Source organism: Streptomyces sp. NPDC053513, assembly GCF_044544765.1.
In the GTDB taxonomy this organism is placed as follows: domain Bacteria; phylum Actinomycetota; class Actinomycetes; order Streptomycetales; family Streptomycetaceae; genus Streptomyces; species Streptomyces litmocidini.
The window spans coordinates 90,036-116,847 of record NZ_JBITXP010000024.1 but is presented as its reverse complement, the minus strand read 5'-3'; the positions used below and the strand labels follow the sequence as shown (position 1 = coordinate 116,847).

The following is a 26,812-nucleotide window of genomic DNA, read 5'->3' as shown; positions in this document are numbered from 1 at the left end:
CGGGTTCAGGCGCGGGACGCGGAGGCGCCGCTGAAGGGCGCCGTCCCGTGTGCCCACCCGTCCCGCCCCAGCGGGACGACTGCCCACACGGCGGGAGGGAGCCGCCCCGCCGGGCGCGGGCCCCGCACGGAGGTGCGGGAGGAGCACGGCCCTGCAGGGCGCGGGTCTCATACGGGGGTGCGGGAGGGGCATCGCCCCGCCGGGCGGGGGAGCCGTCCCGCAAGGCTCGGGATCGCGTGGGCGGGGGCGGCGCCCAGCAGGGTGCGGGTGGGGCAGGGCCTACATCTCTCCCAGCGTCACCTTCGTCTCGCGCGCCACCCCACCCCGCACATACCCCACCACCACCACATCCCCCGGCTTCATCGAAGCCAACGCCTCCGCGAGCGACGTGATCGTCGTGATCTCCGCGTCGCCGAGGCGCGTGATCACGTCCCCCGGCCTCAGCCCCGCCTTCCCGGCCGCCCCGTCCGCCGGCGCCTCGACCACCGCGACGCCCGCCGGCTTGTAGCCGTCGTCGAGGACGGTGCGGCCGGTGATGTTGAGGGCCGCCCGCCCGGAGTCCGTCACCTTGCCGTTCCTGACGATCTGGTCCGCGATCGTCCGCACCATCGACGCGGGGATCGCGAAGCCGATGCCGGGCGCCGAGCCGCCGCCCAGCTCGGGGTCGGTCGCGGCGAGCGTGGGGATGCCGATGACCTCGCTGTCGAGGTTCACGAGGGCGCCGCCGCTGTTCCCGGGGTTGATCGCGGCCGACGTCTGGACCATGTTCCCGATGGTCGCGCCGGTGCCGCCGCCGGTCCGGCCCTCGCTGACGGTCCGGCCGGTCGCCGAGACGATGCCCTGGGTCACGCTGCCGGACAGGCCCAGCGGGGAGCCCATCGCGAGCACGATCTGCCCCATGTCGACGGTGGCCGAGTTGCCGAACTTCGCCGCCTTCAGCCCCTGGGGCACGCTGTCCAGCTTGAGCACGGCGAGGTCCTGCTCGGGGTAGGAGGAGACGAGCCGTGCCGTCACGGGCTGCCCGCCGGTGGCCGCCGTGACCTTGAAGCTCTTCTCCTGGCCGACCACGTGCGCGTTGGTGACGATGTGCCCCTTGGCGTCGTAGACGACGCCGGAGCCGAGGCTGTTCGCCGCCTCGATCTGCACGACGGACGGCAGGACGTTCCTGATGACGGTCCGGTAGTCGTCCTGGAGCTCGTTGGCGGCGAGCGGCGCCGCCGCCTGGGTGGACCGCTCCGGGGCGGACGCGTCCCCGTCGGCGGCGGAGCAGCCGCCGGCCAGCGCGACGGCGCAGGCCCCGGCGGTGAGGGGGAGCAGGACACGACGGGTACGGCCACGAACGCGGTCAGGGGAGACGTCCATGTCCGGAGTATCCGGTTCCGACCCGCCCCGGGCCCGGTGAGCGCACCCGTTCAGGGGCGCGCCCGCCGGGTCTCCGTCAGCCCCGCACCCCGCACAGGTGCAGCAGCGCCGCGAGCCGTCGGTACGGCTCCGTGCGCCCGGCCCGGTCCTCGGCGGCGAGCAGCCGCTCCAGCTCCTCGGCGGCGGGCAGGCCCGCGTCGGCGGGGATGTCGTCCGTGAAGACCCGCACCCCGTACCAGGCGTGCAGTGGCGCCGCGATCCCCGAGAGCGTCGCCGTGAGCGCCTCCAGCCGGTCGGCCCGCACCTTGACGCCGTTGTCGTCCGTGTAGACGTCGGAGTCGAAGGCCGCGAGCGCCCCGGACCAGTCCCCGGCGAGCCCCGGTCGCATGGCCAGGGCCTCCGCGTTCCGTACCACCAGGGACAGCAGGCCGCCGGGGGCCAGCATCCGGGCCAGTCCCGCGAGCAGCGCGTCGGGCTCGTCCGCGTACATCAGCACGCCGTGGCAGAGGACCACGTCGAAGCTGCCGGGAAGGAAGTGCACCCCGGTCTCGCGCCCGTCGCCCTCGATCAGCCGGACCCGCTCACGGATCCCGGCGGGCTCCGTCGCCAGCGAGTCCCGGGCCGCCTTGAGGAGGTCGGGATCGGCCTCCAGGCCGGTCACGGTGTGCCCGGCACGGGCGAGGCGCAGGGCCTGGGTGCCCTGTCCCATGCCCGCGTCGAGGATCCGCAGGCGCTGGCCCACGGGGTAGCGGGCGGTTATCTGCTCGTCGAGCTGACGGGCGATGATCTCCTGCCGGATGGTGTCGCGCAGCCCGCCGTGGGCGGCGGGCCAGTGCGCGACGACGGGCAGCACCGGGCCGCCCGATTCCGACGCGGCCTCGCCGAACGCGCGCCCGCCGAACTCCGAGCTGTCGGCGCTCAGGGTCGCTCTCCGCGCTTGACCTGCGGCTTCGGCAGACGCAGTCGGCGCATCTGGAGCGTGCGCATCAGGCCGTAGGCGATGGCGCCGCGCTTCGGCTCGTTCGGGAAGCGCTCGTTCAGCTGCTTCCGCAGACGGAGCCAGATGCCGATCGAGTCGATGACGATCAGGACGATCACACCGAGCCACAGCAGCAGGGAGATGTTCTGCAGCGCCCGGTTGGCGTTGCCGAACAGCGACAGCACGAGGATCACCACGGCCATCGGCAGGAAGAACTCGGCGATCGCGAACCGGGAGTCGACGAAGTCGCGCACGAAGCGGCGGACCGGCCCCTTGTCGCGGGCGGGCAGGTAACGCTCGTCGCCGCTGGCCAGCGCCTCGCGCTGCCGGGCCAGGTCCGAGCGGCGTGCCTCGCGCTGGCGCTTGGCGGCCTCCTTGCGGTCGGTCGGCACCGTCGCGGCGCGCCGGCGCTGGGACTGCGCGTCGCTCCGCTTCGGAGTCGGGCGGCCCTTGGGGGCCTCGGGGTCGCGGGGCTGCTTGGTGGAGAGGTCCGCCGTCACCTTGTCGGTGGGGGCCTTCTCGTCCTTCGAACGGCTACGGAACACAAAACCCAAGGGTACGGGGTGGCGGGCATGAACCCCATGCGGGCCGGGAACGATCCGCTAACGGACTGCGTCTTCGGGCGTACGTACGCGAGGACGGGCGTGGTCTCCCCGAGATCCACCTACTCCCTGCGCGGGAGGAGACTCCGCGCGCAGTCGTCCTTGGGGAGGAGCGCATCCCGCTCCGAACAGTGCGGTAATGGAGACAGGGCCCGTACTGTGGATCCTGTTGGAGAGCTGGAGCCGAAGTCCGTCAGAAGGGGGCGCGCGAAGCCCATGAGCGGTGTCATGAAGCGTATGGGGATGATCTTCCGCGCGAAGGCGAACAAGGCCCTTGACCGGGCCGAGGATCCGCGCGAGACGCTCGATTACTCCTACCAGAAGCAGTTGGAGCTGCTGCAGAAGGTGCGGCGGGGCGTCGCCGACGTCGCCACCTCCCGCAAGCGGCTCGAACTCCAGCTGAACCAGCTGCAGGGCCAGTCCGCCAAGCTGGAGGACCAGGGCCGCAAGGCGCTGGCGCTCGGCCGCGAGGACCTGGCGCGCGAGGCGCTGTCCCGGCGGGCCGCGCTCCAGCAGCAGGTCAGCGACCTGGAGGTACAGCACCAGACGCTGCAGGGCGAGGAGGAGAAGCTCACCCTCGCCGCCCAGCGTCTCCAGGCCAAGGTGGACGCCTTCCGCACCAAGAAGGAGACCATCAAGGCGACCTACACGGCGGCCCAGGCGCAGACCCGGATCGCCGAGTCGTTCTCCGGCATCTCGGAGGAGATGAGCGACGTCGGCCTGGCGATCCAGCGGGCCGAGGACAAGACCGCCCAGCTCCAGGCGCGCGCCGGCGCGATCGACGAGCTGCTCGCCTCGGGCGCGCTCGACGACCAGTCGGGCCTGGCCAAGGACGACATCCAGGCCGAGCTGGACCGGCTGTCCGGCGGCACGGACGTCGAGCTGGAGCTCCAGCGGATGAAGGCCGAGCTGGCCGGCGGGCCCTCGGCGCAGCAGCAGGCCATCGAGGGCGGTGGCGCGGCCGCGCCGCAGGACCGCACGCAGCAGTCCCACCCGCGCTTCGAGAAGTAGCCTCGGCGGAAGCGGCTTCGGCGACAGACAGGACGCGTCATGATCGTACGGATCATGGGGGAGGGCCAGTGGAAGCTGGCCGACAGCCACTTCGTCGAGCTGAACAAGCTCGACGACGAGCTGCTCGAAGAGATGGAGGCGGGGGACGAGGAAGGGTTCCGGCGCACGCTGTGCGCCCTCCTCGACGCCGTCCGCAGGCTCGGTTCGACCCTGCCGGACGACGCGCTGGAGCCCTCTGAGCTGATCCTTCCGGCTCCGGACGCGAGTCTGGACGAAGTCCGCGAGATGCTCTCGGAAGACGGCCTCATCCCCGGCTGACCACCCCGCCGGGCGCCCCCCACCCACCGTGGGGAGCGCCCGCCGGACGGCGCCCGCCCTTCGCGCCCCACTGCGGGCTGCACCCGCCGGGCGGTGCCCACCCTTCGCGCCTCCCGTTGCGGGCTGCGCCCGCGGGGCGGTGCCCACCCCGTTGTGGGCAGTCGTTCCGCTGGGGCGGAACGGGTGGGCACAACGGACCCGCGCCCTGCCGGCGCCCGAGGCTTCTGTGCCTGGACCCGTACCGGGCTGTGCGCCGCACACGAGGTGCGGGTCAGGGCGCGGAAAGCGGAGGCGCCGCTGAAGGGCGCCGTTCCGTGTGCCCACCCGTCCCGCCCTGCGGGACGATTGCCCACACGGCGGGTGGGAGCCGCCCCGCAGGGGGCGGGCCCCACACGGCGCGGGCCCCACACGGCGCGGGCCCCACACGGCGCCGCCCCGCCACGCGGCGCCCGGCCCGGCACCGCCCCACGCGCCGCCGGCTCAGGGGCAGAGGGGGAGCGGGGGCCGCCCCGCAGGGACCCGTACCGTGGCTTCGTGAACCCCACCGGCCCCACCCCCGGCACCCCCCACGCCCGCCTCCGCGACTGGTTCCGCGCGCACCCCCTCGCCTTCGACGCGGTGATCGCCGCCGGCTCGCTCGTCGCGATGGTCGCCGGGTCCTTCACCGATCCGCACGGCAGCCCGGACGGGCCGACCTTCGGGGACCGCACGCCCGACATGTGGAGCGTGTTCGCCATGATCGCGGGCGCCGCCGCGCTGGTGATGCGCCGGCGCAGGCCCTTCGCGGTGCTCTCCTTCACCGTCGTGATCACCCTCGTCGAGCTGATCGACGACAACCGCCCCGCCCCGATCGCGATGAGCGCCGTCGTCGCGCTCTACACGGTCGCCGCCCGCACCGACCGGCCCACCACCTGGCGGGTCGGCCTCGCCACGATGGCCGCGCTCACCGCCGCGGCCATGGCCTTCGGCCCGACCCCCTGGTACGCGCAGGAGAACCTCGGCGTCTTCGCCTGGACCGGGATGGCGGCCGCGGCCGGGGACGCGGTCCGCAGCCGCCGGGCCTTCGTGGACGCCATCCGGGAGCGGGCCGAACGGGCTGAGCGGACCCGTGAGGAGGAGGCCGGGCGGCGGGTCGCCGAGGAGCGGCTGCGGATCGCCCGCGACCTCCACGACGTCGTCGCCCACCACATCGCGCTGGTGAACGTGCAGGCCGGGGTCGCCGCCCACGTCATGGACAAGCGCCCCGACCAGGCCAAGGAGGCCCTCGCGCACGTCCGCGAGGCCAGCCGTTCCGCCCTGGACGAGCTGCGCGCCACCGTCGGCCTGCTGCGCCAGTCCGGCGACCCGGAGGCCCCCACCGAGCCCGCCCCGGGCCTCGCCGTCCTGGACGGGCTGCTCGACAGCTTCCGCAAGGCCGGGCTCCCCGTCACCCTGGCCCGCGCCGACGAGGGCCTGACCCTGCCCGCGACCGTCGACCTCGCGGCGTACCGGATCGTGCAGGAGGCCCTGACCAACGTCCGCAAGCACGCGGGACCGGACGCGAAGGCCGAGGTGAGCGTCGTCCGGGTGGGCCGTACGGTCGAGATCACCGTCCTCGACGACGGCACCCCCCGGACCGTCCCGCCGCAGCCCGGCGAGCAGCCCCCGGTCGGCGGCCACGGACTGCTCGGCATGCGCGAGCGGGTCGGCGCGCTCGGCGGCACCCTCACCGCGGCGCCCCGCTACGGCGGCGGCTTCCGCGTGCAGGCGATACTGCCGGTGACGTCCCGCACGGGGGAGGACCAGGCATGACCATTCGCGTACTGCTCGCCGACGACCAGGCCCTGCTCCGCAGCGCCTTCAAGGTCCTGGTGGACTCGGAGCCCGACATGGAGGTCGTCGGGGAGGCGCCGGACGGCGACGGGGCGGTCGCGCTGGCCCGTTCCACGCGGCCGGACGTCGTCCTGATGGACATCCGGATGCCGGGCACCGACGGCCTCGCCGCCACCCGGATGATCACGGCGGACCCCGAGCTGGCCGACGTACGGATCGTCATGCTGACCACCTTCGAGGTCGACGAGTACGTCGTGCAGTCGCTGCGCGCCGGCGCCTCCGGCTTCCTCGGCAAGGGCGCCGAGCCGGAGGAGCTCCTCGGCGCGATCCGGATCGCCCACGCCGGCGAGGCGCTGCTCTCCCCGGCCGCCACCAAGGGCCTGATCGCCTCCTTCCTCGCCCAGGCCCCGGGCGCGGACACCGCGAACGCGGCCGGCGACGCCCGCACCGAGCGGCTCGCCGCGCTCACCGCCCGGGAGCGCGAGGTCCTCGTCCTCGTCGCGGGCGGCCTGTCGAACGACGAGATCGCCGAGCGGCTCGACGTCAGCCCGCTCACGGTGAAGACGCACGTCAACCGGACCATGGCCAAGCTCGGCGCCCGCGACCGGGCCCAGCTGGTGGTCACCGCCTACGAGTCCGGCCTCGTACGCCCCCGGGTGGAGTGAGGCGGAGCGGGCGCGTACTCCAGACGCGGTATGCGCGGCGTAAAGAAGTGGACCCGGGGGCCGAGGACTTCCGGCCGCGGATGGCAGATCGTATAGGCGGGGGGCACCTCCGGCGGGTCCATCGGGTCCGGGCCGGGGTCTTGGCTGCTCCCGCCTGTCGACGAGTACGCCACAGAAGAGAGACCCCATGTCCTGGCTGTCCAGATTCAGCCTCGCGCAACGGGCCCTGATCGGGCTGATGTCCCTTGTCGCGCTCCTCTTCGGAGTGATCGCGATCCCGCAGTTGAAGCAGCAGTTGTTCCCCTCGATCGAGCTCCCGATGGTCTCGATCATCGCCCCGTACCAGGGCGCCTCGCCCGACGTGGTCGAGAAGCAGGTCGTGCGGCCGCTGGAGAACAACCTCAAGGCCGTCGACGGCATCAAGGGCATCACGTCCACCGCCTCCGAGGGCAGCGCCGTCATCATGGCCAGCTTCGACTACGGGGACGAGGGGACCAAGCAGCTCGTCGCCGACGTCCAGCAGGCAGTCAACCGGGCCCGGGCCACGCTGCCCGACTCGGTCGACCCGCAGGTGGTGGCCGGCTCCACCGACGACATCCCGACCGTCGTCCTCGCCGTCTCCTCGGACAAGGACCAGCAGGCCCTCGCCGACCAGCTGGAGCGCACCGTCGTCCCGGCCCTGGAGGACATCGACGGGGTCGCCCAGGTCACGGTGGACGGGGTGCAGGACCTCCAGGTCTCCGTCACGCCCGACGACCGCAAGCTCGCGGCGGCCGGCCTGACCTCGATGAAGCTCGCCGAGGCGATCCGCAACGGCGGCGGCACGATGCCCGCCGGCGCCTTCTCCGAGGCCGGCAAGAGCCGCACCGTCCAGGTCGGCGGCGGCTACACCTCGCTGCGGCAGATCGAGGACCTGCGGATCAAGCCCGCGAAGGGCAGGGCGGTCCGCCTCGGCGACGTCGCGACCGTCCGGCAGGAGGAGTCGCGACGCGTCTCCATCACCCGCACCGACGGCAAGCCCAGCCTCGCCGTGATGGCCACCATGGACAAGGACGGCAGCGCCGTCGCCATCTCCGACGCGGTCGCGGACAAGCTGCCGCAGCTGCGCAAGGACCTCGGCGCGGGCGCCGAGCTGACCGTGGTCTCCGACCAGGGCCCGGCCGTCGCCAAGTCGATCTCCGGTCTCACCACGGAGGGCGCGCTCGGCCTGGTCATGGCCGTCCTGGTCATCCTGGTCTTCCTCGCCTCGCTGCGCTCCACCCTGGTCACCGCCGTCTCCATCCCGCTCTCGGTCGTCCTCGCCCTGATCGTGCTGTGGACCCGTGACCTCTCGCTGAACGTGCTGACCCTCGGCGCGCTCACCATCGCCATCGGCCGGGTCGTCGACGACTCGATCGTGGTCCTGGAGAACATCAAGCGGCACCTCGGCTACGGCGAGGAGCGCGAGACCGCGATCATCACGGCGGTCAAGGAGGTCGCCGGCGCGGTCACCTCCTCCACGCTCACCACGGTCGCCGTCTTCCTGCCGATCGGCCTGGTCGGCGGCATGATCGGCGAGCTGTTCGGCTCCTTCAGCCTGACCGTCACGGCGGCGCTCCTCGCCTCGCTGTTGGTCTCGCTGACGGTGGTCCCGGTCCTCTCGTACTGGTTCCTGCGCGCCCCCAAGGGCACCTCGGAGGACCCGGAGCAGGCCCGCAGGGCGGCCGAGGAGAAGGAGAACAGGAGCAGGCTGCAGCGCGCGTACGTGCCGGTGCTGCGCTTCGCGACCCGCCGCCGCCTCACCAGCCTGGCGATCGCCCTCGTGGTCCTGGTCGTCACCTTCGGCATGGCGCCGCTGCTGAAGACCAACTTCTTCGACCAGGGCGAGCAGCCGGTCCTGACGGTCAAGCAGAAGCTGGCGCCCGGCACCGCCCTCGCCGCCGCGGACGAGGCCGCGAAGAAGGTCGAGAAGGTCCTCGCCGGCACCGAGGGCGTGAAGGACTACCAGGTCACCGTCGGCTCCTCCGGCTGGATGGCGGCCTTCGGCGGCGGCACCGGCTCGAACCAGGCCTCCTTCCAGGTGACCCTGGAGGACTCGGCCTCGTACGAGAAGACCCGCGACGCGATCGACGCGGAGCTCGGCAGGCTCGACGGCATCGGCGACACCTCGATCTCGGCCGGCGCCGCCTTCGGCAACCAGGACCTGAGCGTCGTCGTCAAGGCCGGTGACCCGGAGGTCCTGAAGAAGGCCTCGGAGCAGGTCAGGAACGCGGTGGCGGGCCTCGAGAACGTCACGGACGTCCAGAGCGACCTGTCCCAGTCGGTGCCCCGGGTCTCGGTGAGGGCCAATGCCAAGGCGGCCGACGCCGGCTTCGACGACACCACCCTGGGGATGATCGTCTCCCAGGCCGTCCGCGGCACCCCGGCCGCCAAGGCGACCCTCGACGACACCGAGCGGGACGTCCTGATCACCTCGGCGAAGCCGGCCACGACCCTGGCCGAGCTGAAGGCGCTGCCCCTCGGCCCGGTCAGGCTGGGCGACATCGCGACCGTCGAGCTGGTGCCCGGCCCGGTCTCCATGACCCGGATCGACGGCGCCCGCGCGGCGACGATCACGGCCAAGCCGACCACCGACAACACGGGTGAGGTCAGCGCGGCGCTCCAGACGAAGCTCAACGGCCTCGACCTGCCGGACGGCGCCACGGCGACCGTCGGCGGCGTCTCCGAGGACCAGGCCGAGGCGGCGAGCAGCATGGCCCTGGCGATGCTCGCGGCCGTGGCGATCGTCTTCATGCTCCTGGTCGCGACCTTCCGGTCGCTGGTCCAGCCGCTGATCCTGCTGGTCTCCATCCCGTTCGCGGCGACCGGCGCCCTCGGCCTGCTGGTCGCGACGGGCACGCCGATGGGCGTCCCGGCGATGATCGGCATGCTGATGCTGATCGGCATCGTGGTCACCAACGCGATCGTCCTGATCGACCTGATCAACCAGTACCGGGCCCAGGGCCTGGGCGTGGTCGAGGCGGTGATCGAGGGCGGCCGGCACCGGCTGCGTCCGATCCTCATGACCGCCCTGGCGACGATCTTCGCGCTGCTGCCGATGGCGCTCGGCGTCACCGGCGAGGGCGGGTTCATCGCCAAGCCGCTGGCCGTGGTGGTGATCGGCGGTCTGATCACCTCGACGCTGCTGACCCTCCTCCTCGTCCCGACGCTCTACGCGATGGTGGAGCTCCGCAAGGAGCGCCGCGCGAAGAAGAAGGCGGCGAAGCGCGCGGCGAAGTCCGGCGAGGCGCCGGTCCCGCCGCAGGCGAAGGAACCGGCGGCGGTCTGATCCGCACGGCACGTCCATCCGTACGGCATGACGAAGGGGCGCCCGGCGCGATGCGGGGCGCCCCTTCCGTGTGTCCGTACGAGGAACCGTTACGGCAGCGCCAGCATCCGCTCCAGGGCGAGCTTGGCGAAGCTCTCGGTCTCCTTGTCGACCTGGATCTGGTTGACGAGGTTGCCCTCGGCCAGGGACTCCAGGGTCCACACCAGGTGGGGGAGGTCGATGCGGTTCATCGTCGAGCAGAAGCAGACCGTCTTGTCGAGGAAGACGATCTCCTTGCCCTGGTCGGCGAACCGGTTCGCCAGCCGCCGGACGAGGTTCAGCTCCGTGCCGATGGCCCACTTGGAACCGGCCGGGGCCGCCTCCAGGGTGTTGATGATGTACTCGGTCGAGCCCACGTAGTCCGCGGCGGCGACGACCTCGTGCTTGCACTCGGGGTGGACGAGGACGTTCACGCCCGGGATGCGCTCGCGCACGTCGTTGACCGAGTCCAGCGAGAAGCGGCCGTGCACCGAGCAGTGGCCCCGCCACAGGATCATCTTGGCGGCGCGCAGCTCCTCGACGGTGAGCCCGCCGTTCGGCTTGTGCGGGTTGTAGACCACGCAGTCGTCCAGGGACATGCCCATGTCGCGGACGGCGGTGTTGCGGCCCAGGTGCTGGTCCGGCAGGAAGAGCACCTTCTCGCCCTGCTCGAAGGCCCAGTTCAGGGCCCGCTCGGCGTTGGACGAGGTGCAGATCGTGCCCCCGTGCTTGCCGGTGAAGGCCTTGATGTCGGCCGAGGAGTTCATGTACGAGACGGGCACGACCTGCTCGGCGATGCCGGCCTCGGTCAGCACGTCCCAGCACTCGGCGACCTGCTCGGCGGTGGCCATGTCGGCCATCGAGCAGCCGGCCGCGAGGTCGGGCAGGACGACCTTCTGCTCGTCGCCGGTGAGGATGTCGGCCGACTCGGCCATGAAGTGCACGCCGCAGAAGACGATGTACTCGGCCTCGGGCTTGGCGGCGGCGTCGCGCGCGAGCTTGAAGGAGTCACCGGTCACGTCGGCGAACTGGATGACCTCGTCGCGCTGGTAGTGGTGGCCGAGCACGAAGACCTTGTCCCCGAGCTTCTCCTTCGCGGCGCGGGCGCGCTCCACGAGGTCCGGGTCGGAGGGCGACGGCAGATCGCCCGGACACTCCACGCCGCGCTCGCTCTTCGGGTCGGCCTCGCGGCCGAGCAGGAGCAGGGCGAGCGGCGTCGGCTGGACGTCCAGGGGCTGGGCGGTGGTCACGTCACGCACCCTTTCTTCGGGGAACCTTTTCGTCGAAATGACGCTATCTATCATAACCTGCTTCACGTCATATTGACGATGTCCATAGTGTCGATGTGACGAATTCGCCGTCCGCGCTCCCGGACGGGGTGTGCGAGCATGAAAGGGGGAAGACCCCACTCGGCCCGGAATGAATCCGGGGCACCGTCGGTTTCAACCGTCGGCAAGCAGTCTCCGTACACACCGGGAGAGAAGCAGATGTCCGTATCGGACGAGAAGACCACTGTCAGCGACGGCATCCTCCTGTCCGACGCCGCCGCGGCCAAGGTCAAGGCCCTCCTCGACCAGGAAGGCCGCGAGGACCTGGCCCTGCGCGTCGCCGTTCAGCCCGGCGGCTGCTCCGGCCTGCGTTACCAGCTGTTCTTCGACGAGCGTTCGCTCGACGGCGATGTCGTGAAGGACTTCGACGGCGTCAAGGTCGTGACCGACCGCATGAGCGCCCCGTACCTCGGGGGCGCGTCGATCGACTTCGTCGACACGATCGAGAAGCAGGGCTTCACCATCGACAACCCGAACGCCACGGGCTCCTGCGCCTGCGGCGACTCGTTCAGCTAAGCCTGTACGCGTGAGGGCGGCGGGGCCCGGGCCCCCCCGGGGCCCCCCCCCCCCCCCGGGGCGGCGGCCCCCACCCCCCCCGCCCCCCCCCCCCCCCCCCCCCCCCCCCCCCCCCCCCCCGTGTCCGGAGACCGTCAGCGCCGCGGCACCGACTCCCCGCTCGCCGCGTCGACCACCGGCCGCCCGCCCAGCGGGCTCTGGAGCTCCACGGTCAGCGTGATCTCCTTGGCGATCGCGATGCACGCCCGCCCGGGATCGGACTTCTCGTCGATCCGCACGCTCACCTTCGCCGGCGACTCCACCGCCTTCGCGGTGTAGGTGCTGCACACCCCGCCCCAGAAGGTGACCGACAGCTTCCGGCCGTCCTCCGCCGTCCGGTACGACTCGATCCGCCGGGCCGGCGCCGTGCCCTCGTCCGGCGAGGGCTTCACCGGCGCCAGGTACTCCGGGGCGACCGCCGTCTCCGTCACCGTGTACGGCGCCGCGTCCACCGGGTCCGCCGTGAACAGCCACGCCGGCACGAGCACCCGCTCGCCCGCCACGTCCTGCGCGGCCAGCCCGAAGACCGCGCCCGTCACCGGGACCTCGGTCGGCGGAGCCGTGTCCCCGGTCGGCCGGCAGGGCGCGGCCGGGTCGGCCTTCCCGCTCCCGTCGACCGGCGCCGGGCCGCCCCCGCCGCTTCCCTCGACCCCGGCCGGCGGGTCCGTCGCGCAGCCGCCGATGCCGACCGGGCCGGCGCCCTTCGCCTTCTCGTTCAGCTCCGCGAGCGCCTTCACCGCCCCGACCACCGGATACGTGGCGCCCTTCGCCGGCTCCTTCAGCGTCCCGCTCCCGGAGACCGGCCGGCCGTCCGGACCGATGCGCAGCCCCGTCGACCAGCCGTAGGTCGGCAGCCCGTCCACCACCGGATCGGCGTTGACCACCCGCACCGAACCGTCCATCACCTGGTCCGCCGACACCTTCGCGTCGTCCTGGCCCAGGGCCTTCAGGACGGGGGCGGCCGCCGCCCTCGCCGCCGCCTCGCTCACCGGCGTACGGCCCGAGGCGGGGGGCTTCGCCGCGCCCGGGGGCGGGCACGCCGGGCCCTTGAGGCAGGCGTCGCCGACCGGACCGCCGTCGTACCAGGAGTACGTCCAGCTGCCCGGAGCCGCCTTCATCACGTCGAGCCGCGGTCCCGAACCGTCCTTCTCCGGCCGGATCGTCCAGACGTCCCCGACCAGCTCCGGGCGGCCCTCGACCCCGAGCGCCTCGGCCAGCCTGGTCACCTCCGCGGAGGTGACCAGGCCCTCGGGCCGGTGGACCGCGGCCGAGGAGGGCCCTTGGGGGAGGGGGCCCTTGGCTTTGTAGACCGTCCCGTGCGCGCCGCCGCTCGGGTCCGGCTCACCGGGGGCGATCCCGGGACCGCCGCTGCCGCCGCTGCCGAGCCGCAGCGGCGGGGGCGGTCCGCCGGCGTCCTTCGCGGCCGCCCCGTCCGGCCGGGCATCGCCGGACGCCGTGGCCGCCAGATAGACGCCACCGCCTCCGGCGAGCAGGACGCCCGCCGCCACCGAGGCGGCGATGACGTTCCGTCGCCTCCGCACGTTCTCCGTACCGCTCACCGCAACGCTCCCTCGTCTCGACCGGATGCCGATGGGACGGAGCGGACGCGCGGACGGTTCCCTCCGTCCGTCAGCCGCCGTACTCGACGGTGGCGTCGATCAGCCGCGCCGAGGCCGCCGGAACGACGACGCCGTGGATCGACGCGGGGGAGACCCGAACGGGGTCCGGGCCGGCCGGAGCCACCCAGTGGGGGGCCATCCGGGCGCCGTCCCCGCGCAGCTGGGCGAGGCTCAACTCGGACTCGTGACGCTCACGAGGAGCGGGATACGTGGTCATGGGCGCACCGTATGCACCGCACCGCTCCGGGGAAAAGACCTACTCTGGGGTAGTTTCCACTGTTCGGCAGGACGCCCCCCACCCGGTAGCGTGAACTGTCGTTCTCTCCCGTCGACCGCCACCACCTCCGTTCGAGCGCCCCGTGCGCTCCCACCGAATTCCGCAGGAGCACCCCGCCGTGCGTATCGCAGTCACCGGCTCCATCGCCACCGACCACCTCATGACCTTCCCCGGCCGGTTCGCCGACCAGCTCGTGGCCGACCAGCTCCACACGGTGTCCCTCTCCTTCCTCGTCGACAACCTGGACGTCCGCCGGGGAGGCGTCGCCGCCAACATCTGCTTCGGCATGGGACAGCTCGGCAGCCGCCCCCTCCTCGTCGGCGCGGCCGGCTTCGACTTCGACGAGTACCGCGCCTGGCTCGACCGGCACGGCGTCGACACCGACTCGGTGCGCATCTCCGAGGTCCTGCACACGGCCCGCTTCGTCTGCACCACCGACAAGGACCACAACCAGATCGGCTCCTTCTACACCGGCGCGATGAGCGAGGCCCGGCTGATCGAGCTCAAGGCCGTCGCCGACCGCGTGGGCGGCCTCGACCTGGTCCTCATCGGCGCCGACGACCCCGAGGCGATGCTCCGCCACACGGAGGAGTGCCGGACCCGGTCCATCCCCTTCGCCGCCGACTTCTCGCAGCAGATCGCGCGCATGGACGGCGAGGAGATCCGCACCCTCCTCGACGGCGCGACCTACCTCTTCTCCAACGAGTACGAGAAGGGCCTCATCGAGTCCAAGACCGGCTGGACCGACGCCGAGATCCTCTCCCGCGTCGGCCACCGCATCACCACGCTCGGCTCGCGCGGCGTGCGCATCGAGCGGGTCGGCGAGACCCCCATCGAGGTCGGCTGCCCCGAGGAGACGGCCAAGGTCGACCCCACCGGCGTCGGCGACGCCTTCCGCGCGGGCTTCCTCACGGGCCTGTCCTGGGGCGTCGGCCTGGAGCGGGCGGCGCAGGTCGGCTGCATGCTGGCGACGCTGGTCATCGAGACGCTGGGGACGCAGGAGTACGAGCTGCGGCGGGCGAACTTCATGGAGCGGTTCACGAAGGCGTACGGCGAAGAGGCGGCCACGGAAGTCCAGTCCCACCTCCTCTGATCCCCCCTCGGTCCCCACGCCCACCGGGGCAGCGCCCCCTGTCCGTGTGAGGCCCGCGCCCGCCGGGGCGGCTCCCCCTACCTGTGTGGGCCTGCGCCCTGCGGGGCGGTGCCCCTGCCCACCTCCGTGTGGGCAGTCGTCCCGCTGGGGCGGGACGGGTGGGCACACGGGACGGCGCCCTTCAGCGGCGCCTCCGCGTTCCGCGCCTGAACCCGCACCCCGTGTGCGCCGTACCTGTCGGTGCGGGTTCAGGCACATCAGCCTCGGGCGCCGGCAGGGCGCGGGTCCGTTGTGCCCACCCGTTCCGCCCCAGTGGAACGACTGCCCACAACGGGGGGCAGGGGCACCGCCCCGGCGGACGTGCGCCCACAACGGGGGCGCGGGGGTGGGCACCGCCCCGCGGGTGCAGCCCACGACGGGGTGCGAGGGCGGGCGCCGCCCGGCGGGCGCGCCCGCAACGGCGGGGCATCGCCCGCGCCGGGGGTGGGGGCCGCCCGTCAGGGGACGGCCCCGTGGGCTACGACACCCGCCGGACCACGTACGCCGTCCCGCCCCCCACCCCCGGCGACTCCCCCACATACTCCTGCCCCCGCATCTCGCACCACGCCGGAATGTCCAGCCGCGCCGCCTCGTCGTCCGAGAGCACCGTCACCGTCCCGCCCACCGGCACGTCGCCGATCACCTTCGCGAGTTCGATGACCGGGATCGGGCACCGCTTGCCCAGGGAGTCCACGACGAGGGAGTCCGAGGGCGTCGGGGCCGAGGCGGCGGAGGCGGGGGCCCCGAGCCGCTCCCGTACCCCCGCCACCACACCCGGCAGCACGGCCAGGAAGCGGTCCACGTCCTCCTCCGAGGTCCCCGCCGGCAGCGACACCCGGACGTTCCCCTCACTCAGGACCCCCATCGCGCGCAGCACATGGCTGGGCGTCAGCGTCGAACTCGTGCACGACGAACCGGACGAAACGGAGAAACCCTCCCGGTCCAGCTCCGACAACAGCGTCTCGCCGTCCACGTACAGGCAGGAGAAGGTGACCAGGTGGGGGAGTCGGCGCACCGCGTCGCCCACCACCTCCACGTCCGGCACCAGCTGGGGCACCCGCGTCCGGATCCGGTCCACCAGGGCCCGCAGCCGCTCCCCTTCGGCGGCCGCCTCCGCCCGGACCGCCCGCAGCGAGGCCGCCGCCGCCACGATCGCCGGCAGGTTCTCGAAGCCCGGCGCCCGGCCCGACTCCCGCTCGTCGGAGGGCCCTTGCGGCGCGAACCTGACCCCCTTCCGTACGGCGAGCAGCCCCACCCCCGCGGGCCCGCCCCACTTGTGCGCGCTCGCCGCGAGCAGCGACCAGCCGCCGTCCACCGGGCCCCAGCCCAGGGACTGGGCCGCGTCCACGAGCAGCGGCACGTCCGCCGCCCGGCAGGCCTCGGCGACCTCGGCCACCGGCTGTTCGGTGCCCACCTCGTGGTTGGCCGACTGGAGGCACGCCAGGGCCGTGCCGGGGACGAGCGCGTCCGCGAAGGCGTCCGCGTCCACCGCTCCCGACCGGTCCACCGGCACCTCGGTCACCGTGCCGCCCGCCGCCGCGTGCGTCTCGCCCGCGTGCAGGACGGAGGAGTGTTCGACCGCGGAGACGACGAGCCGGTCTCCGACACGCCGACGTCCCGCGAGCGCGCCGGAGATGCCGGCGTGAACCGCGCGCGTCCCCGAAGGAGTGAACACGAGCTCGTCCGGACGGCACCCCACGGCCTCCGCGGCGGCCTCCCGGGCCGCGTCGAGCAACAGCCGGGCGCGCCGCCCCTCCCGGTACAGCCGGGCGGGGTCGGCCCAGCCCTCGTCGAGGGAGGCGAGCAGCGCCTGACGGGCGACGGGGTGCAGCGGAGCGGCGGACGCGGCGTCGAAGTACGGCATCCGCCCACGGTAGAGCCTGAGACCGCCGCCCCCGCGCCACCCCATGACGAACGCCCCGCAGCCCCGGCCGCGGCCCTCCCGCAGCCCTCCCACCGCCCTGGCCGCGGCCCTCCCACCGCCCTGGGCACGGCTCCCCGCCCTCCCGGGCACGCCCCCGCCCTCCCGCACGCCCCCGTCGCCCTCGGCGTGGTCCCCTTTCCCTGGGCGCAGCCGTACCCCCGCCCCTCGGGCGCAGCCGCACCCCCGCCCCCGGGGCACGGCCGCACCTCCCGCCCCACCCCTCGCCCCACTCCCTCCTCCCCCCATGAGCCCCCGTCAGAACCCCCTCCCCCCACGCCGGCAACCCGCCGAACGGCCGCCTCCCGGCACCCTCCGGAACGGTGGAGTCCACCCCTTCGGGGGCTCGGACGGCGCGTTGGGCACCCTCCCCGCGCGACCCCAAATAGCGTCCAGTAGGGTTTGGTCCGCATAAACATCCAAACCCCTGCCCGCGGCCGGGGCGGCGACCGACCAGCGAGACGGACGGCCGTGGCCGACCACTGCGGGCCGAGACTCTCGGGAAGGCGCTACGTGAGTCCCAACGGCTCCGACCGCTCGTCGCGGCGCCCGATGCGGCGGAAGCTGCCGCAGGTGCTGACTGCGGGCCTGATCCTGGCGACAGCCACCGGCTGCTCGTACAACTGGGAAGACTTCCCCCGCCTTGGCATGCCCACCCCCGTCACGGAAGAGGCGCCTCGGATCCTCTCCCTGTGGCAGGGTTCCTGGGCCGCCGCCCTGATCACGGGCATCCTGGTGTGGGGCCTGATCCTCTGGGCCACCATCTTCCACCGGCGCAGCCGGACCAAGGTCGAGGTACCTCCGCAGACCCGTTACAACATGCCCATCGAGGCGCTGTACACGGTCACCCCGCTCATCATCGTCTCGGTGCTCTTCTACTTCACCGCGCGCGACGAGTCGAAGCTCCTCGAGCTCACCCCGAAGCCGGCCCACACGGTCAACGTGGTCGGCTACCAGTGGAGCTGGGGCTTCAACTACGTCGAGAACGTGCCCGGTGTGCAGGGCGACGCCAAGACGGACAAGAACCTCGCCACGCTCCCGGACAAGTTCATCAAGGACTTCCCGGAGAACGCCGGCGGCGTCTACGACGCGGGCATCCCGGGCGACCGGAACCCGCAGACCGGCAACCCGGGCCCGACCCTGTGGCTGCCGAAGGGCGAGAAGGTCAGGTTCGTCCTGTCCTCCCGTGACGTCATCCACTCCTTCTGGGTGGTCCCCTTCCTCATGAAGCAGGACGTCATCCCGGGCCACACCAACTCCTTCGAGGTGACCCCGACCCAGGAAGGCACCTTCCTCGGCAAGTGCGCCGAGCTGTGCGGTGTCGACCACTCCCGGATGCTCTTCAACGTCAAGGTGGTCTCCCCGGAGCGCTACCAGCAGCACCTGAAGGAGCTGGCCGAGAAGGGGCAGACCGGCTACATTCCGTCCGGCATCGAGCAGACGGACCCGGCTAGGAATGCGGAGAAGCACCAACTGTGAGCATCCACAACGAAACCCAGGGTGCCGCCGCAGCTGAGGACTCGTACGAGAACGAGCTGCCCGTACGGCGCAAGCAGCCCGGCAACGTGGTCATCAAGTGGCTCACCACCACCGACCACAAGACCATCGGCACGATGTACCTGGTCACGTCGTTCGCCTTCTTCTGCATCGGCGGACTCATGGCGCTCTTCATGCGCGCCGAGCTCGCTCGTCCCGGCACGCAGATCATGTCGAACGAGCAGTTCAACCAGGCGTTCACGATGCACGGCACGATCATGCTGCTGATGTTCGCGACGCCGCTGTTCGCCGGATTCGCGAACTGGATCATGCCGCTGCAGATCGGCGCGCCCGACGTGGCGTTCCCGCGGCTGAACATGTTCGCCTACTGGCTCTACCTCTTCGGCTCGATCATCGCGGTGGCCGGCTTCCTCACCCCGCAGGGTGCGGCCGACTTCGGCTGGTTCGCCTACTCCCCGCTGTCGGACGCCGTCCGCTCGCCGGGTGTCGGCGCCGACATGTGGATCATGGGTCTGGCCTTCTCCGGCTTCGGCACGATCCTCGGCTCGGTCAACTTCATCACCACGATCATCTGCATGCGCGCTCCGGGCATGACGATGTTCCGCATGCCGATCTTCACCTGGAACGTCCTGCTGACCGGTGTCCTGGTCCTGCTGGCCTTCCCGGTCCTGGCGGCCGCGCTGTTCGCCCTGGAGGCGGACCGCAAGTTCGGTGCCCACGTCTTCGACGCGGCCAACGGCGGAGCGCTGCTCTGGCAACACCTCTTCTGGTTCTTCGGACACCCAGAGGTGTACATCATCGCCCTGCCGTTCTTCGGCATCATCTCCGAGGTCATCCCGGTCTTCAGCCGCAAGCCGATGTTCGGCTACATCGGTCTGATCGCCGCGACCATCGCGATCGCCGGTCTGTCCGTGACCGTGTGGGCGCACCACATGTACGTCACCGGTGGCGTGCTCCTCCCGTTCTTCTCCTTCATGACGTTCCTCATCGCCGTTCCGACCGGCGTGAAGTTCTTCAACTGGATCGGAACGATGTGGAAGGGCTCGCTGTCCTTCGAGACCCCGATGCTCTGGGCCGTCGGCTTCCTGATCACCTTCACCTTCGGTGGTCTGACCGGCGTCATCCTGGCCTCGCCCCCGATGGACTTCCACATCTCCGACTCGTACTTCGTGGTCGCGCACTTCCACTACGTCGTGTTCGGCACCGTCGTCTTCGCGATGTTCTCCGGCTTCCACTTCTGGTGGCCGAAGTTCACCGGCAAGATGCTCGACGAGCGCCTCGGCAAGATCACGTTCTGGACGCTGTTCATCGGCTTCCACGGCACCTTCCTGGTGCAGCACTGGCTCGGTGCCGAGGGCATGCCGCGTCGTTACGCGGACTACCTGGACGCCGACGGGTTCACCACGCTGAACACGATCTCGACGATCTCCTCGTTCCTGCTCGGTCTGTCGATCCTGCCGTTCTTCTACAACATCTGGAAGACCGCCAAGTACGGCAAGAAGATCGAGGTCGACGACCCGTGGGGCTACGGCCGTTCGCTCGAGTGGGCGACCTCCTGCCCGCCGCCGCGCCACAACTTCCTCACCCTGCCGCGGATCCGTTCGGAATCCCCGGCGTTCGACCTGCACCACCCTGAGATCGCCGCTCTCGACCAGCTCGAGAACAAGCCGCACGAGGCCGCGGCCCTCACGGGCAGCAAGGAGGCCGGCAAGTGAAGATCCAGGGCAAGATGTTCATCTGGCTGAGCGTCTTCATCCTTGCCATGGCGATCCTCTACGGCGTCTGGTCCAAGGAGCCGGTCGGTACGACGGCGCTCTTCCTGGCCTTCGGCCTGGCCATCATGATCGGCTACTACCTGGCCTTCACGGCCAAGCGTGTCGACGCGATGGCGCAGGACGACAAGGAGGCCGACGTCGCGGACGAGGCCGGTGAGGTGGGCTTCTTCGCCCCGCACAGCTGGCAGCCGCTCTCGCTGGCCGTCGGCGGCGCGCTCGCCTTCCTCGCCATCGCGATGGGCTGGTGGCTGCTGTACTTCTCCGCCCCGCTGATCCTCGTCGGCATCTTCGGCTGGGTCTTCGAGTTCTACCGCGGCGAGAACCAGAACCAGTAGCGGTACCCCGCTCCGCACCGGAGCACACCGAGGGGCCCGGACACTTCGTCACGAAGCGTCCGGGCCCCTCTTTTGCAGCACTCGGCGCGCCGGTGGCGAGGATCGTACTTAGCGTGAAGTCATGAACGACACGCCGCGCATTCGGACTGTTCTGAGCTGCACTCTTCTGGCCGTCACCGTCACCGCGGGCGCCTCCGCGTGCTCGGGCTCCGACGGTCACCCGCTGTCGGAGAGGGCCTACGACGCGGCGGACCAGCTCACGGTCAGCGCTCCCGCCGACGGCGCCAAGGCGGACCCCGACAAGCCCCTGGAGATCACCGCCAAGGGCGGCGACGGCCGGATCACTGACGTCACGGCCACCGACGCCTCGGGGCACCACCTCGCCGGCGAACTCACCGCGGACGGCCGGCGCTGGCGCTCCACGGCGGCCCTGGCGGCCGGCGCCCGCTACACGGTGCGGGTGGCCACCGAGGACGAGGACGGCGCTCCAGGCGCCCGCACGTTCACTTTCGAGACGGCTCCGGCCAAACGGGCCCTGACCGTGACCTTCGGGCCGGAGGCGGGCACGTACGGCGTCGGGCAGCCCATCACGGCGGAGCTCAGCCTCCCCGTCAAGGACCGGTCGGCCCGCGCGGTCGTCGAGCGGGCCCTCAAGGTCCGCTCCACGCCCGCCGTCGAGGGCGCCTGGTACTGGGTGGACGACAAGAAACTGCACTTCCGTCCGAAGGAGTACTGGCCGGCCGGGGCGCACGTCTCGGTCACCGGGAACCTGGACGGCCTCAAGGTGGGCGACAAGCTCTACGGCGGCGCGTCCAAGCCGCTGAAGCTCACCATCGGCGACCGGATCGAGGCGGTCGCGGACGCCGGCGCGCACCAGATGACCGTGAAGCGCAACGGAGAAGTGATCAACACCATGCCGGTGACCACCGGCAAGCCCGGCTTCTCCACCCGCAACGGCATCAAGGTCGTGCTCGGCAAGGAGTACTACGTGCGGATGCGGGGCACCAGCATCGGCATCGCGGAGGGCAGCTCCGACTCGTACGACCTGCCCGTGTACTACGCCACCCGGGTGACCTGGAGCGGCGAGTACGTGCACGCCGCGCCCTGGTCCGTCGGCTCCCAGGGCGTCGAGAACGTCAGCCACGGCTGCGTCGGCATGTCGACGGAGAACGCGGCCTGGTTCTACGAGACCGTCCGCCCCGGCGACATCGTCCGCGTCGTCAACAGCATCGGCGACACGATGGACACCTTCGGCAACGGCTTCGGCGACTGGAACATGGAGTGGGACAAGTGGCGCCAGGGCAGCGCCCTGGTGGAGGCCGCCGGAAACCCGGTGGCCCCCACGGAGAAGGCCCGGCTGCGGCCCTCGATCTGAACGGCGCCGACCCGCTCGGGTCCTCGACCTGAGCGGGCCCGACCGGCTCAGGCGTCGATCGACAGGCGCGAGCGCAGCAGGGCCGCCAGGGACGCCGCGAACTCGACCGGTTCCACCGGAAGGGTGACCGCGGCGTCCGCGCGGCTCCAGGTGGCCAGCCAGGCGTCCTGCGGGCGGCCGATCAGCAGCAGCACCGGCGGGCAGTGGAAGACCTCGTCCTTGATCTGCCGGCAGACCCCCATGCCTCCGGCGGGCACCGCCTCGCCGTCGAGCACGCACACGTCGATCCCGCCCTCGTCCAGGCGCTTCAGCACCGCGGGCAGCGTCGCGCACTCCACGAACTCGACCGGGGGAACGTCGGTCGCGGGCCTGCGTCCGGCCGCCAGCCGCACCTGCGCGCGGGTGTTCGCGTCGTCGCTGTAGACCAGGACCGTGGCACTCGACTGCATCGTTCCTCCGTGGGGAAGTCCGTGGGAAGGTCGTCGACCGATGCGCCGGATGCTACTCCGGTCCACACCCCGTCAACACCCGTTCAACACCTGTTCGAACGGTGCTCCGGGGCCCCGCCGCTGGGCCGTTCGGGCTGGACACACCCCTCTGACACTCCGAACGGCACCCCCCGGAGTGAGGGCGGGATAAGCGACCGACATAATGTCGGTCGTGGCGACAGTAACGACAGTAGAAACAGGGCACGCGCACCCGTCGGTCAATCGACCGAACCTCACCAGCGTCGGAACCATCATCTGGTTGAGCTCCGAGCTGATGTTCTTCGCGGCCCTCTTCGCGATGTACTTCACCCTGCGATCGGTGACGGGCCCCGAGTTCTGGGCGGAAAAGGCCTCGGCCTTGAACTTCCCCTTCTCGGCGACCAACACCACGATCCTGGTGCTCTCCTCCCTCACCTGCCAGCTCGGCGTCTTCGCCGCGGAGCGGGGTGACGTGAAGAAGCTCCGGACGTGGTTCATCATCACGTTCGTGATGGGTGCGATCTTCATCGGCGGCCAGGTCTTCGAGTACACCGAGCTGGTCAAGAAGGACGGCCTCTCGCTGTCCTCGGACCCGTACGGCACGGTGTTCTACCTGACCACCGGCTTCCACGGCCTGCACGTGACGGGCGGTCTCATCGCCTTCCTGCTGGTCCTCGGCCGGACCTACGCCGCCAAGAGGTTCACTCACGAGCAGGCAACCGCCGCCATCGTCGTGTCCTACTACTGGCACTTCGTCGATGTCGTCTGGATCGGCCTCTTCGCCACGATCTACATGATCAAGTAATCGGCTCCGCCTCCACGGCGGACCGAGACATCCAGCAAGCATCGACGCAGAAGATCCTGACACCGGGGTAATCCGTGAAAAAGCTCTCCGCACGACGACGCCATCCGCTGGCGGCGGTCGTCGTCCTACTTCTCGCGCTGGCGGCCACTGGGGGGCTGTACGCCGCGTTCGCGCCCGCGGGCACGGCGAAGGCCGATGAAACCGCCCAGTCCCTCGCCATCGAGGAGGGCAAGAAGCTCTACTCCGTCGGCTGCGCCAGCTGCCACGGAACCGGCGGTCAGGGCACCTCTGACGGCCCGTCCCTGGTCGGCGTGGGTTCGGCGGCCGTGGACTTCCAGGTCGGCACGGGCCGTATGCCGGCCCAGCAGCCGGGCGCCCAGGTCCCGAGGAAGAAGGTCATCTACTCGCAGGCTGAGATCGATCAGCTCGCGGCGTACGTCGCCTCCCTCGGTGCCGGTCCGATCAAGCCGACCGAGGGCCAGTACAGCCCTGACGGTGCCGACATCGCCAAGGGTGGCGAGCTGTTCCGCACCAACTGTGCCCAGTGCCACAACTTCACCGGTGAGGGTGGCGCGCTGACCTACGGCAAGTACGCCCCCAGCCTCGAGGGCGTGGACCCGAAGCACCTCTACGAGGCCATGCAGACCGGCCCGCAGAACATGCCTTCCTTCCCCGACACCACGATGCCGGAGAAGGAGAAGAAGGACATCATCGCGTACGTCCAGGCCGTCAACAGCGACTCGTCCGAGAGCCCGGGCGGTCTCAAGCTCGGTGGCCTCGGCCCCGTCAGCGAGGGCCTGTTCGCCTGGATCTTCGGTCTGGGCGCGCTGATCGCAGTTGCCATCTGGGTCGCGGCCCACACCGCTAAGGCCAAGAAGTCATGAGTAGCCAAGAGATTCCAGAAGAGACCCTGCCGGCAGGGCAGGACACCGCGCACGGCGCGGTGACGGTCGCCGACGACCCGTTCGCCGACCCGGGCCTCCCGCCCCACAAGCCCCGCATCCAGGACATCGACGAGCGGGCCGCCCGCCGGTCCGAGCGTGCGGTCGCCTTCATGTTCACGCTGTCGATGCTGGCCACCGTCGGCTTCATCGCCTCGTACGTGATCTTCCCGGTCGACAAGATCGTGTACATCTGGCCCTTCGGCCACGTGTCCGCGCTCAACTTCGCCCTGGGTCTGACCCTCGGTGCCGCCCTCTTCTTCATCGGCGCGGGCGCGGTCCACTGGGCCCGCACCCTGATGTCCGACGTCGAGGTCGCCGACGAGCGTCACCCGATGGAGGCGTCGCCCGAGGTCAAGGCGAAGGTCATGGCGGACTTCGCGGCCGGTGCCGCGGAGTCGGGCATGGGCCGCCGCAAGCTCATCCGCAACACGATGTTCGGCGCGCTGGCGCTCGTGCCGCTCTCCGGCATCGTCCTGCTGCGTGACATGGGCCCGCTGCCCGAGAAGAAGCTCCGGACCACCATGTGGACCAAGGGGCTCCAGCTCATCAACATGAACACGCACGAGCCGCTGCGTCCCGAGGACGTCGCGGTCGGCTCGCTGACCTTCGCGATGCCCGAGGGCCTCTCGGAGCACGACGAGCACTTCCAGACCGAGATCGCCAAGGCCGCCCTGATGATCGTCCGGATCCAGCCGGAGGACATCAAGGACAAGCGCGAGCTCGAGTGGTCGCACCAGGGCATCGTCGCGTTCTCGAAGATCTGCACCCACGTCGGCTGCCCGATCTCCCTGTACGAGCAGCAGACGCACCACGTGCTCTGCCCGTGCCACCAGTCCACCTTCGACCTCTCCGACGGCGCCCGCGTCATCTTCGGCCCGGCCGGTCACCCCCTCCCGCAGCTGCGGATCGGCGTGAACGACAAGGGCTTCCTCGAGGCGCTCGGCGACTTCGACGAGCCCGTCGGTCCGGCATTCTGGGAGCGCGGATGAGCACCGTGACCAACACGCAGAAGAAGGCGCCCGCCGGCGAGCGGGTCGCGGACTGGGCCGACGGTCGCCTGGGGATCTACACGCTGGCCAAGGCCAACATGCGGAAGATCTTCCCGGACCACTGGTCCTTCATGCTGGGCGAGGTCTGCCTCTACAGCTTCCTCATCATCATCCTGACGGGCGTCTACCTGACGATGTTCTTCCACCCGTCGATGAACGAGGTGGAGTACGTCGGACCGTACGTCCCGCTCCAGGGACAGCTGATGTCCGAGGCGTTCAACTCGACCATGCACATCTCCTTCGAGGTGCGCGGTGGTCTGCTGATCCGGCAGATCCACCACTGGGCGGCGCTGATCTTCCTCGCCGGCATGTTCGTGCACATGATGCGCGTGTTCTTCACCGGCGCGTTCCGCAAGCCGCGTGAGATCAACTGGCTGTTCGGCTTCCTGCTGTTCTTCCTGGGCATGTTCACCGGCTTCACCGGTTACTCGCTCCCGGACGACCTGCTCTCCGGCACCGGTGTCCGCTTCATGCAGGGCGCGATCCTGTCCGTGCCGGTCCTCGGCACGTACCTGTCGATGTTCCTGTTCGGCGGCGAGTTCCCCGGCGGCGACTTCGTCGCCCGGTTCTACTCGGCGCACGTGCTGCTGCTCCCCGGCATCATGCTGGGCCTCGTGGTCGCCCACCTCATCCTGGTGTTCGTCCACAAGCACACGCAGTTCGCCGGCCCCGGCCGGACGAACAACAACGTCGTCGGCATGCCGCTGCTGCCCGTGTACATGGCGAAGGCCGGAGGCTTCTTCTTCCTGGTCTTCGGCGTCATCGCGGTCATCGCGGCGATCGCCTCGATCAACCCGATCTGGGCCATCGGCCCGTACCGCCCGGACCAGGTGTCCACCGGCGCCCAGCCCGACTGGTACATGGGCTTCGCCGAGGGTCTGATCCGTGTCATGCCGGGCTGGGAGATCAACCTGTGGGGCCACACGCTGGTCCTCGGCGTGATGATCCCGCTGGCGATCTTCCCGCTGGTCCTCGCGGCCATCGCGGTCTACCCGTTCATCGAGTCCTGGATCACCGGCGACAAGCGCGAGCACCACATCGCGCAGCGCCCGCGCAACGCTCCGACGCGCACCGCCTTCGGCGTCGCCTGGATCACCGCGTACATGATCATGCTCGTGGGTGGTGGAAACGACCTCTGGGCGACCCACTTCCACCTGTCGCTGAACTCGATCACCTGGTTCGTCCGGATCTTCTTCTTCCTCGGCCCGGTCATCGCGTTCGTCGCCACCAAGCGGATCTGCCTCGGCCTCCAGCGCCGCGACAAGGACAAGGTGCTGCACGGCCGCGAGTCGGGCATCATCAAGCGCCTGCCGCACGGTGAGTTCGTCGAGGTCCACGAGCCGCTCAGCCAGGGCGAGCTGCACCGCCTCACGGCGCACGAGCAGTACGCGGCCGCGGAGCTTCCGCCGGCCGTCGACGAGAACGGCGTGGAGCGGAAGATCGGCCGCATGGAGAAGCTCCGGGTCAAGCTCAACAAGGGCTACTACGGCGAGGACAGCCAGATCGCCAAGCCCACGGTCGAGGAGTACAAGGAGATCCAGAGCGGCCACGGCCACCACTGATCGCCTGAACACCTGACCTGAAGGTCGCCACGGCAGGAGCCCCGTCCATTCGATGGACGGGGCTCTTTGCCGTCCCCGGGGGTCGATAGGGTGGGAC

Annotated in this window: 23 protein-coding genes; 15 read left to right on the top strand and 8 right to left on the bottom strand. The window is 71.1% G+C overall.

Features of this window, described 5'->3' with window-relative positions; genetic code table 11:
* Nucleotides 1–279: 279 nt before the first annotated feature.
* The 3 genes from ACIGW4_RS30625 to ACIGW4_RS30615 all read right to left on the bottom strand — a co-directional run bounded on the left by ACIGW4_RS30625 (nt 280) and on the right by ACIGW4_RS30615 (nt 2,886).
* The gene (locus tag ACIGW4_RS30625) at nt 280–1,362 is read right to left on the bottom strand and encodes a S1C family serine protease (RefSeq protein WP_123451533.1); all 1,083 of its coding nucleotides are present in this window, start codon (nt 1,360–1,362) and stop codon (nt 280–282) included.
* Nucleotides 1,363–1,438: 76 nt separating this feature from the next.
* Entirely contained in the window at nt 1,439–2,215 is a 777-nt protein-coding gene (locus tag ACIGW4_RS30620) for a class I SAM-dependent methyltransferase (protein ID WP_398710889.1), read from the bottom strand.
* A gap of 65 nt (nt 2,216–2,280) precedes the next feature.
* Entirely contained in the window at nt 2,281–2,886 is a 606-nt protein-coding gene (locus ACIGW4_RS30615; RefSeq protein ID WP_093876481.1) for a DUF3043 domain-containing protein, read from the bottom strand.
* Nucleotides 2,887–3,159: 273 nt separating this feature from the next.
* Here ACIGW4_RS30615 and ACIGW4_RS30610 point away from each other — a divergent pair, with 273 nt between their 5' ends.
* The 5 genes from ACIGW4_RS30610 (at nt 3,160) to ACIGW4_RS30590 (ending at nt 10,056) form a co-directional block, all read left to right on the top strand.
* Nucleotides 3,160–3,954, top strand: a complete 795-nt coding sequence (locus ACIGW4_RS30610; RefSeq protein WP_017238869.1) for a PspA/IM30 family protein — start codon at nt 3,160–3,162, stop codon at nt 3,952–3,954.
* Nucleotides 3,955–3,993: 39 nt separating this feature from the next.
* Nucleotides 3,994–4,272: a hypothetical protein gene (locus ACIGW4_RS30605; protein WP_359590187.1), complete on the top strand. Its 279-nt coding sequence runs from the start codon at nt 3,994–3,996 to the stop codon at nt 4,270–4,272.
* A 534-nt stretch (nt 4,273–4,806) separates the two neighbouring features.
* Nucleotides 4,807–6,063: a sensor histidine kinase gene (locus ACIGW4_RS30600; protein WP_185094513.1), complete on the top strand. Its 1,257-nt coding sequence runs from the start codon at nt 4,807–4,809 to the stop codon at nt 6,061–6,063.
* A complete protein-coding gene (locus ACIGW4_RS30595; RefSeq protein WP_123451528.1) occupies nt 6,060–6,749 on the top strand; it encodes a response regulator transcription factor in 690 nt (229 codons plus the stop codon). Before ACIGW4_RS30600 ends, ACIGW4_RS30595 begins: the two co-directional genes overlap by 4 nt.
* A 187-nt stretch (nt 6,750–6,936) precedes the next feature.
* The gene (locus tag ACIGW4_RS30590) at nt 6,937–10,056 is read left to right on the top strand and encodes an efflux RND transporter permease subunit (RefSeq protein ID WP_399584201.1); all 3,120 of its coding nucleotides are present in this window, start codon (nt 6,937–6,939) and stop codon (nt 10,054–10,056) included.
* A gap of 89 nt (nt 10,057–10,145) precedes the next feature.
* Here the strand turns inward: ACIGW4_RS30590 and nadA are convergent, their stop codons facing one another.
* Entirely contained in the window at nt 10,146–11,324 is a 1,179-nt protein-coding gene (gene nadA / locus ACIGW4_RS30585) for a quinolinate synthase NadA (protein ID WP_123451525.1), read from the bottom strand.
* Nucleotides 11,325–11,561: 237 nt separating this feature from the next.
* On the opposite strand from nadA, the gene ACIGW4_RS30580 reads away from it, so the two are divergent.
* The gene (locus tag ACIGW4_RS30580) at nt 11,562–11,918 is read left to right on the top strand and encodes an iron-sulfur cluster assembly accessory protein (RefSeq protein ID WP_015033024.1); all 357 of its coding nucleotides are present in this window, start codon (nt 11,562–11,564) and stop codon (nt 11,916–11,918) included.
* A gap of 134 nt (nt 11,919–12,052) precedes the next feature.
* Here the strand turns inward: ACIGW4_RS30580 and ACIGW4_RS30575 are convergent, their stop codons facing one another.
* Nucleotides 12,053–13,516: a hypothetical protein gene (locus ACIGW4_RS30575; RefSeq protein ID WP_399584198.1), complete on the bottom strand. Its 1,464-nt coding sequence runs from the start codon at nt 13,514–13,516 to the stop codon at nt 12,053–12,055.
* A 70-nt stretch (nt 13,517–13,586) separates the two neighbouring features.
* A complete protein-coding gene (locus ACIGW4_RS30570) occupies nt 13,587–13,793 on the bottom strand; it encodes a hypothetical protein (RefSeq protein WP_123451521.1) in 207 nt (68 codons plus the stop codon).
* 178 nt (nt 13,794–13,971) lie between these two features.
* On the opposite strand from ACIGW4_RS30570, the gene ACIGW4_RS30565 reads away from it, so the two are divergent.
* Nucleotides 13,972–14,946, top strand: a complete 975-nt coding sequence (locus tag ACIGW4_RS30565) for a carbohydrate kinase family protein (protein WP_123451519.1) — start codon at nt 13,972–13,974, stop codon at nt 14,944–14,946.
* Between the two features lie 517 nt (nt 14,947–15,463).
* On the opposite strand, the gene ACIGW4_RS30560 is transcribed toward ACIGW4_RS30565, so the two are convergent.
* Nucleotides 15,464–16,849 carry a cysteine desulfurase/sulfurtransferase TusA family protein gene (locus tag ACIGW4_RS30560; protein WP_399584193.1) on the bottom strand — a complete coding sequence of 462 codons (1,386 nt, stop codon included), beginning with the start codon at nt 16,847–16,849 and terminating at the stop codon, nt 15,464–15,466.
* Between the two features lie 570 nt (nt 16,850–17,419).
* On the opposite strand from ACIGW4_RS30560, the gene coxB reads away from it, so the two are divergent.
* The 4 genes from coxB to ACIGW4_RS30540 all read left to right on the top strand — a co-directional run bounded on the left by coxB (nt 17,420) and on the right by ACIGW4_RS30540 (nt 21,888).
* Nucleotides 17,420–18,385 (top strand): cytochrome c oxidase subunit II, encoded by a 966-nt coding sequence (gene coxB, locus ACIGW4_RS30555; protein ID WP_123451517.1) that lies wholly within the window; start codon nt 17,420–17,422, stop codon nt 18,383–18,385.
* Entirely contained in the window at nt 18,382–20,118 is a 1,737-nt protein-coding gene (gene ctaD, locus ACIGW4_RS30550; protein WP_123451515.1) for a cytochrome c oxidase subunit I, read from the top strand. Before coxB ends, ctaD begins: the two co-directional genes overlap by 4 nt.
* A complete protein-coding gene (locus ACIGW4_RS30545) occupies nt 20,115–20,513 on the top strand; it encodes a cytochrome c oxidase subunit 4 (RefSeq protein ID WP_123451514.1) in 399 nt (132 codons plus the stop codon). Before ctaD ends, ACIGW4_RS30545 begins: the two co-directional genes overlap by 4 nt.
* A gap of 121 nt (nt 20,514–20,634) precedes the next feature.
* Complete coding sequence (locus ACIGW4_RS30540) at nt 20,635–21,888, top strand: Ig-like domain-containing protein (RefSeq protein ID WP_123451512.1); 1,254 nt, start codon at nt 20,635–20,637, stop codon at nt 21,886–21,888.
* Nucleotides 21,889–21,935: 47 nt separating this feature from the next.
* Here ACIGW4_RS30540 and ACIGW4_RS30535 read toward each other — a convergent pair whose 3' ends face one another.
* The gene (locus ACIGW4_RS30535) at nt 21,936–22,337 is read right to left on the bottom strand and encodes a hypothetical protein (RefSeq protein WP_123451510.1); all 402 of its coding nucleotides are present in this window, start codon (nt 22,335–22,337) and stop codon (nt 21,936–21,938) included.
* A gap of 202 nt (nt 22,338–22,539) precedes the next feature.
* Between ACIGW4_RS30535 and ACIGW4_RS30530 the strand changes: the two genes are divergently transcribed.
* The 4 genes from ACIGW4_RS30530 (at nt 22,540) to ACIGW4_RS30515 (ending at nt 26,715) form a co-directional block, all read left to right on the top strand.
* Nucleotides 22,540–23,160, top strand: a complete 621-nt coding sequence (locus ACIGW4_RS30530) for a heme-copper oxidase subunit III (protein WP_041128837.1) — start codon at nt 22,540–22,542, stop codon at nt 23,158–23,160.
* Between the two features lie 74 nt (nt 23,161–23,234).
* Complete coding sequence (locus ACIGW4_RS30525; RefSeq protein WP_123451508.1) at nt 23,235–24,044, top strand: c-type cytochrome; 810 nt, start codon at nt 23,235–23,237, stop codon at nt 24,042–24,044.
* Nucleotides 24,041–25,093: a ubiquinol-cytochrome c reductase iron-sulfur subunit gene (locus ACIGW4_RS30520; protein WP_123451506.1), complete on the top strand. Its 1,053-nt coding sequence runs from the start codon at nt 24,041–24,043 to the stop codon at nt 25,091–25,093. The genes ACIGW4_RS30525 and ACIGW4_RS30520 overlap by 4 nt, the downstream gene beginning before the upstream one ends.
* Nucleotides 25,090–26,715 (top strand): cytochrome bc complex cytochrome b subunit, encoded by a 1,626-nt coding sequence (locus tag ACIGW4_RS30515; RefSeq protein ID WP_123451504.1) that lies wholly within the window; start codon nt 25,090–25,092, stop codon nt 26,713–26,715. The genes ACIGW4_RS30520 and ACIGW4_RS30515 overlap by 4 nt, the downstream gene beginning before the upstream one ends.
* Nucleotides 26,716–26,812: the final 97 nt, after the last annotated feature.